General features: G+C 50.5%; 12 protein-coding genes and 1 pseudogene. 4 read left to right on the top strand and 9 right to left on the bottom strand.

Annotated features, from left to right (window positions below):
- Positions 1-175: 175 nt before the first annotated feature.
- Both ACWIUF_RS06345 and ACWIUF_RS06340 read right to left on the bottom strand, forming a co-directional pair.
- The gene (locus ACWIUF_RS06345; protein ID WP_448571447.1) at positions 176-577 is read right to left on the bottom strand and encodes a type II toxin-antitoxin system VapC family toxin; all 402 of its coding nucleotides are present in this window, start codon (positions 575-577) and stop codon (positions 176-178) included.
- The gene (locus tag ACWIUF_RS06340; RefSeq protein WP_448571446.1) at positions 574-819 is read right to left on the bottom strand and encodes a type II toxin-antitoxin system Phd/YefM family antitoxin; all 246 of its coding nucleotides are present in this window, start codon (positions 817-819) and stop codon (positions 574-576) included. The genes ACWIUF_RS06345 and ACWIUF_RS06340 overlap by 4 nt, the downstream gene beginning before the upstream one ends.
- A gap of 147 nt (positions 820-966) precedes the next feature.
- Here ACWIUF_RS06340 and ACWIUF_RS06335 point away from each other — a divergent pair, with 147 nt between their 5' ends.
- Positions 967-1,134, top strand: coding sequence for a hypothetical protein (locus ACWIUF_RS06335; protein ID WP_448571445.1), 168 nt, complete (start codon positions 967-969; stop codon positions 1,132-1,134).
- Between the two features lie 35 nt (positions 1,135-1,169).
- Here ACWIUF_RS06335 and ACWIUF_RS06330 read toward each other — a convergent pair whose 3' ends face one another.
- Entirely contained in the window at positions 1,170-1,325 is a 156-nt protein-coding gene (locus ACWIUF_RS06330; protein ID WP_448571444.1) for a hypothetical protein, read from the bottom strand.
- Positions 1,326-1,576: 251 nt separating this feature from the next.
- On the opposite strand from ACWIUF_RS06330, the gene ACWIUF_RS06325 reads away from it, so the two are divergent.
- From ACWIUF_RS06325 to ACWIUF_RS06315, 3 genes are all read left to right on the top strand, one after another.
- The gene (locus ACWIUF_RS06325) at positions 1,577-1,762 is read left to right on the top strand and encodes a type II toxin-antitoxin system HicA family toxin (protein ID WP_448571443.1); all 186 of its coding nucleotides are present in this window, start codon (positions 1,577-1,579) and stop codon (positions 1,760-1,762) included.
- Positions 1,759-1,974, top strand: a complete 216-nt coding sequence (locus ACWIUF_RS06320) for a type II toxin-antitoxin system HicB family antitoxin (RefSeq protein WP_448571442.1) — start codon at positions 1,759-1,761, stop codon at positions 1,972-1,974. The genes ACWIUF_RS06325 and ACWIUF_RS06320 overlap by 4 nt, the downstream gene beginning before the upstream one ends.
- A gap of 296 nt (positions 1,975-2,270) precedes the next feature.
- On the top strand, positions 2,271-2,618 hold the full coding sequence (locus ACWIUF_RS06315; RefSeq protein ID WP_448571441.1) for a hypothetical protein: 348 nt from the start codon (positions 2,271-2,273) through the stop codon (positions 2,616-2,618).
- Positions 2,619-3,080: 462 nt separating this feature from the next.
- On the opposite strand, the gene ACWIUF_RS06310 is transcribed toward ACWIUF_RS06315, so the two are convergent.
- From ACWIUF_RS06310 to ACWIUF_RS06285, 6 genes and pseudogenes are all read right to left on the bottom strand, one after another.
- Positions 3,081-3,542, bottom strand: a complete 462-nt coding sequence (locus ACWIUF_RS06310; RefSeq protein ID WP_448571440.1) for a gas vesicle protein K — start codon at positions 3,540-3,542, stop codon at positions 3,081-3,083.
- A gap of 5 nt (positions 3,543-3,547) precedes the next feature.
- Positions 3,548-3,826 (bottom strand): hypothetical protein, encoded by a 279-nt coding sequence (locus ACWIUF_RS06305; protein ID WP_448571439.1) that lies wholly within the window; start codon positions 3,824-3,826, stop codon positions 3,548-3,550.
- Positions 3,827-3,958: 132 nt separating this feature from the next.
- Positions 3,959-4,156, bottom strand: coding sequence for a hypothetical protein (locus tag ACWIUF_RS06300; protein WP_448571438.1), 198 nt, complete (start codon positions 4,154-4,156; stop codon positions 3,959-3,961).
- Positions 4,157-4,214: 58 nt separating this feature from the next.
- Positions 4,215-4,631, bottom strand: coding sequence for a gas vesicle protein (locus ACWIUF_RS06295; protein ID WP_448571437.1), 417 nt, complete (start codon positions 4,629-4,631; stop codon positions 4,215-4,217).
- 5 nt (positions 4,632-4,636) lie between these two features.
- On the bottom strand, positions 4,637-6,157 hold the full coding sequence (gene gvpN, locus ACWIUF_RS06290) for a gas vesicle protein GvpN (protein WP_448571436.1): 1,521 nt from the start codon (positions 6,155-6,157) through the stop codon (positions 4,637-4,639).
- A pseudogene (locus ACWIUF_RS06285) lies at positions 6,154-6,434 on the bottom strand (hypothetical protein); the annotation flags it as partial. The pseudogene ACWIUF_RS06285 and the gene gvpN, both read right to left, overlap by 4 nt.

Here is a 6,434-nt window from a genome sequence, read left to right as displayed (position 1 = left end):
TTGACAAGTTTCGCTATTTGCAACTAGAACTCAGCCGTCGCTGTTCGCTCGTCCATTGGAGCTACGATTTGCTTCCAGAAACGCTTGTATGACTCTCGCACCCTAAAGTGTAAAGTTTTATATCTGGATTCAACACTTCTGACTAATATGGTTGTGGGTTAGAAACGATCAATTTTCACGAATTGGCAGACCAAAGAATTGAAACATCGCTATACTGCTTGAATATTGCATCAGCACTGACAATCGTCATGTTTTCCAACTGTGCCTGGGCAATCAACATTCGGTCAAATGGATCTCGATGATGTAGAGGCAATGCAGATGCTCTTAAAGCATGAGTTGCTGTAATTTCTAGCGACCTTACACCCAACTGCCCCATACGGCTAGAAATATAGCTATCTGGTGGTTCTTGCAATGGTAACTTTCCAATTGCGACTTTGATACCTATTTCCCAGATACTAGCAACCGAGAACCACAATTCGTTTGTTTCATCAGCAATGTGTGTAATTGCTTCTTCACTCAACCGCTCTGGTTGGACGAACCACCATAACCAGCATTGAGTATCCAACAGGAGCTTCACTCTTCACTACCCTCAAATGCTGCCAAGATCTCTTCAGGTAAAGAGGCATCAAAGTCATCTGGCACTGTAAAACGACCTTGATCCAGCCCTAAACTAGCTCGTCGATTGGATGAGGTATGGAACGGAACCAACTTTGCAATTGGGATGCCTCGGTTTGAAATAATAATCTCTTCTCCAAGTTCTACACGAGACAACAGGCGTGAGAGATTTGTTTTGGCTTGATGGATATTGACAGTTTCCATGCTTTTATCAAACTAAGTCAACAAACTTAGTTTAATCTAACAAATCTTGTAATGCAAGGGGTAGTTAAGTGCTGCTCTCGCTCAAATTAGCAGACAACGCGGCATAACAACCCGGTTGGAGCACACTGACAAGAGATCTTGGTGTAGATGCAAAGGTTAATTGCAGCCGCTCAACCGGAACGTTATACCGCTCTATTAGAAGACTATTGTGGTCTAGCTATTGATCACCAAAAGGACCATTGCAGCACGATCGCCCCTGTGCTGAACCGCGATCGGGCTAGTCGTAAGTGTGCGATCGCCCATCGACTTGGATAAGTTGACGACAGGAAAAGCAGTATTTTTCTTCCTTGCTAGCGCTGACCAAACGTGCGATCGCACTCAGGACGGTGACTGTGGCCACGATCGCTAGGGTGGGTTGGGAGGAAAAGGGCGATCGGCAAGGCGTAGTCGTTTTGACTACATTGTCTTTTATGGACGGATAACACCCGAATCTTAGGTGTTATCATTTAGAAGCGACGGATAACACCCTACACCTAGGTATTATCAAACGAATCTGCATGATAAGATCCCAATAGCCGGGCTTATCCATCAGATCTGACGTTGAATACATAGTTAAGCTGCTGGGTTACCTGTAAGTTTATTGCAGTAATCGATCGACTCAAGCAAAAAGATGAGAGTGATAGTCAGTGATGCACTGCGAATCACAAGATACAAGTGTTGTGTTGACAAGTCCCTGCTCTTTTTCTAAGCTTAGGGCATGAAAGTTAGGGATGTCATCAAACTAATCGAGCAAGATGGTTGGTATCTGACTCGGATACGAGGTAGTCACCGTCAGTATAAACATTCCAGCAAGCGGGGTTTAGTCACTGTACCAGGAAAACCGGGCGATGATCTGGCTCCAGGAACGTTGGATAGCATCTTGAAACAAGCAGGTCTGAAATGATGCAGTATCTTATCGTAATTGAGCAGACAGAAACTGGATATTCCGCCTATTCTCCAGACCTACCGGGATGTGTCTCGACTGGGGCAACCCGTGAAGAAGTTGAACAAAATATGCGTGAGGCGGTAGAGTTCCATCTGGATGGGTTGAAGTTGGAAGGGTTAGAGATTCCACAGCCCACCACTTCATCAGCCTATGTCGAGGTCGCCGCCTAACACTGCTTTGGAGCCGACCGTATCAGGAATATTTGTGAGAATCAGAAGTTGTCTGCGGCGGCTCAACTTTGTCGTTATGCCACATCTTTAAGGGCATCTTCATTAATTCATGGCTACTGAGCATAACCCACAAGTTGTTGATAATTCTCAACGAAACAATCGGACTTTCAGTCTCATTGTGTAAGTAGAAAAAATAATAAATAGAGGCGTCCTTAAGTTACGTTCGATTAAGTGGGAACCTTTGCAACTCCTAAAACTGTGAAACACATCTATGAGGTTATCTACCCTGGAAGTCTATGATCTACTTAATTGCTGCCACTCCATCTTGGTCACAAAATCCATTGAACTTCATTTGGATAACACTAGGTATAGTTACAATGGGACTTTTATCAGGCTTAGTTTCTACCTATCTTCATAAGAAGAGTATCTTTGTAGAAACCCTGGAGAAGAACCTTCAAACAGGTATATTTGCTGCTTTGTTCGCTACTATTCCTGCTATGGTTATTTTCCCTCTATCACTTCTTATAAATGGAGGTGAGTTTCTACCCGATCAATTTATACTTTGCCTTTATTTGCTACTGATCTTAATTTTCTCTTTACCGATTACTTTCTTGCTGGTGTCAGAAGGAAAAGACAATGATTAACCCAATAACAAGAAAAATTGGCCTAAACCTATTCCTCGCTAGTTTCCTTTTGTGCCTATTTCTTATTGATCTTTATGTTGGGAGTTTAAGTTTTAGAGGCTACTATAGCCTTTTCCAGGCTAATAAGGTGCAATATCCGCAAAGGAAACCACCTTAAGGTACAGCATCAATGAAAGCTCATTCGCCTGAATTTCGCCAGAAGATTATTGATGTCTATGAATCGGAGCCAATCTCGCAACAACAGTTAGCAACTCGCTTTATGGTCACGAAAAGCTTTGTTCAGAAGCTCCTCAAACGGTATCGAACCCCTGGCTCAATCATGCCCAAGGTAAGGCACAGGTGTTGTACTTCGCAACTTGCGCCAACAATTGATGAGCTAACCCCTGCGATACCTTGTCACTGCAAATGCAGAACTTCAGTAGATACGCAACGGCCTAACCCATGACCTCTTTTGTCAGTCAATCAGGGCCGGGACGTTAAAACTAGCCGGAGTTTGGCGTGGATTAAACTCAGTTCGGCTAGCCCTAAATCAACATCTCCCTCCAAGACAACACCCATATGGAGAAGACGATCGAGTAATTCTAACAGCGAAGGACGATCGCTCGTTTCGCCGGGATAGTAGCCGTTTTCTTTGGGCAAGAGCGATCCCACCTCACCCAAATCAATATTCAAATCTGCCGGATCAATTTCAAAAATTTCACAGAGTTGGATGACTTGATTTTCCAATTGCCGCAGACTATCTGCCGCCCGATCGAGATCCGCATCGGACAATAAACCAGCCTCCATGCGCCGAATGACTTGCGCCTCCATCAGTTGCCGGATGAGTTCGACAACTGTTAACAACAGGGGCGCTAAGCCTGCCTCCTGATTTTTACGGGGCGTGGCCAGGGTGGTAGATTCTGATAAATTCAGGGAAGCATTCATGGGGCTTAGGAGCGACGACTCGCGGCTAATTCAGCCAGATATTGCTTTTGGTAGTTGAGATAGTTGTTGTGCCATTCTTTAAAGCGCTGCTCTCCATCCCGTACCAACATTTGGCGATAGGTTTCCGAGGGAATATAGCGATCACGGGGCGTGGATACAGAGGCCCGAAATTCCTGTTGGTGGCGCAGAAAACTCCCATGCCATTCCTGAAACCGGCGTTCGCCATCACGTACTAACATTTGCCGATAGGTTTCTGAGGGAATGGGGGGATTTTTAGCACTCATAGGGGGACCTCGGATTTAGGGAGTAGTGGGTTAGTGGGTGCCTTGGGCCGATTATTTCTCGCTTCTCGCTTCTCGCTTCTCGCTTCTCGCTTCTCGCTTCTCGCTTCTCGCTTCTCGCTTCTCGCTTCTCTCCTAATTATTAACTCGCTGTTGCCAATTCAATTGACACCACTGCCGACGGGCCTCGTGGGCGAGGGCTTGGGCCATACCTGCCGCCATCCGGGCGCGATCGCTGCTACGGGTGTCTAAGCGCCGCCAACTGGGGCACGATCGAAAACTGGGAAGCACACGGGCATTGGCCACATGACGCAGGGTTTTTACTGTGATCATAGGAGTTTCTAGATTTGCCAACTTACAACAGCCTAAAACCAAGATACCAGCACCCGATTTACTTGCCCGATGGTGGCGGTTTAGCCGTACCAGACTCAGCGATCGTGCCTTCTGTTGCCTGTGCTGCTGGCAATGGCGTCCCACTGGCCTGCTGCAATGCCGCAAGCTGAGCTTCGAGGGCGGCTAAGCGCTGCTGCAACGCCTGATTTTCCGCGAGGAGGGTTTGGTTTTGATGGCTGAGGAAGGGGTCACCTTCCCACCAGTTAATCCCCATCTCCCGCGCCTTATCGACCGAGGCTACCAGGAGGCGAATGCGAATACTCAGCAACTCGGTCGAACCTACGGATACCGAGATATCTCCCGCAATCACAATCCCCTTATCCAGTACCCGCTCCAAAATGTCCGCTAGGGTCGAGCCTTGGGTAGCGGTGGCAATGGTACGCGGGGCGGCGGTGGTCGATCGTGCTTGGGTCACGGTGCTCACGTCTCAGCATCCTCTGGGGCAACATTAACACGGTATCGGGTTTTTCCCCCCTCCCTCGTCTCTGACCCATCCCGATGTTTCAAGATCAGGTCCGTTTCCAACAGGGTGCGAATGGCATCAACCACTTGGACGCGGCTGAGTTTCAACGCTTTCTCGATATCCGTCAAGCGGGCCTCCCGTTGTTGGATCAGGTAGTCATAAACAGCCTGGGGGTAATCAGGGACAGCCGCTGGCTCAACCTCTGGCGTAATCTCTAGATCGGCTTCTGGTGCGGTTTCTGGCGCGGCTTCTGGCTCAGTCACCGTCGGTGCGATCGCCCCATCCAAGGTAACCCCCTCAGTTCCAGCGATCGGTTCCAGTACGGCGGGGATAGCCGCCGCCCCCTTCGTTGCGGGGGAAGTCCCCTTCCCCTTGGCGGGGGGCTTCATAATCGCTGCTGGCTCTGGCGCTGCTGGCTCTAGATCGGCAGCGAGGGGAGCGGTCAGGGTTTTTCCCCCCACCCCACCCAGGTCTTCCTTCAGGCCCTCCGCCAGGTCCTCCTCCTCGCCCTCCATGTGTACCAGTGCCAACCCTGGCTCCTGGGGGGCTTCCAGTTCGGGGGAACGACCCGACACCCGCACGGGACCGGTTTCCTGTACCGCTAACTCATTGAGAAATTGCCAGAGGAGCGTGGTTGCGTCTTCAAACGCGAGGGCAGTTCGCGAGAGCAGGATATCACCACACACATCCCGGAAGTCAGCACTCAGGGGCGTTACGGGAATGTGATGCTCGTGGCACACCTTGGCAATCATCAGGCAGGAACGCAAGCCGGAGGATTTTTCCACCTTGGCCTGGGTTCGGAAGGCTTTTACCAGTTGCACGATCGTGGCGGCACCGGGGCGATCGAGGCCCACCTTTTGCACCAGAATCTCTTGCTGGGTCAGTTCATCCGGTTCCGGCACGCTGATCGTCACCAGCCGGTCCATCAGGGCATCCTGGGTCCCGTGGACACCACAGTATTCCTCTGGGTTGGAGGTGAAAATGCCCCGAAAGTGGGGGTTCACCCGCACATACTCGCTGCGCTGGGCCGTGGGTGGCAACACCAACAGCTTCTCCTCCAACGCCGACAGCAGCACATTGTTCACTTCGGGCCGTGAACGATTGAACTCATCATAGACGAGGGTAAACCCTTCCCGGCAGGCCAGGGTCAAACGGGCATCCACCCAGGTTTGGCGCAACTCGTCTTCCAGTTTGACGACGCTATGAATATAGTTATCAACTACCTTTTTGCGGGTATAGCCCGATTGGTTGCCGATCAGGTCAGAGGTCTTAAACTCGTCATCCCCAAATACCAGCATGATCGGACGACCGAGTAAGTCGGCTAAATGCATGGCGAGGGTGGTTTTGCCGGTGCCAGCAGGACCGCGTAGGTGCACCGAAAAGCCGGATTGTAGGTACCGTAGGGCGCGGGTAACTAACCGTTCGATCGATGGTGTGGTCACAAATCCCCGCGATCGGGCTTGCAGAATCGTAGTCACGCAGCTCCTCCGTTGATGTAGTAAGTACGATCGCGCTGGGTAACCATCCCTTGTTCAATCAGCGATCGCAGGGCATTGACCGTTTGCACCCGACTGGCCCCTAGGGCGGCTTCAATCTGGGCCAACCGTGCCCCTTGGGCGGCTTTCAGGTACTCGTAAACCGCATTCGCTGCGTCCGGTTTGGTCGCCGGAGCGGGCGGTTCGGGTTCCGGTTCGGGTTCCGGGGCAATTGCCTGGGGTTCGGGTTCCGGCTCCGGTTCCGGCGCAACCACCGGGG

This window comes from Trichothermofontia sp. (assembly GCF_053493415.1).
Note: the sequence above shows the minus strand (reverse complement) of the source record. Positions and strands in the feature narration are given on the sequence as shown.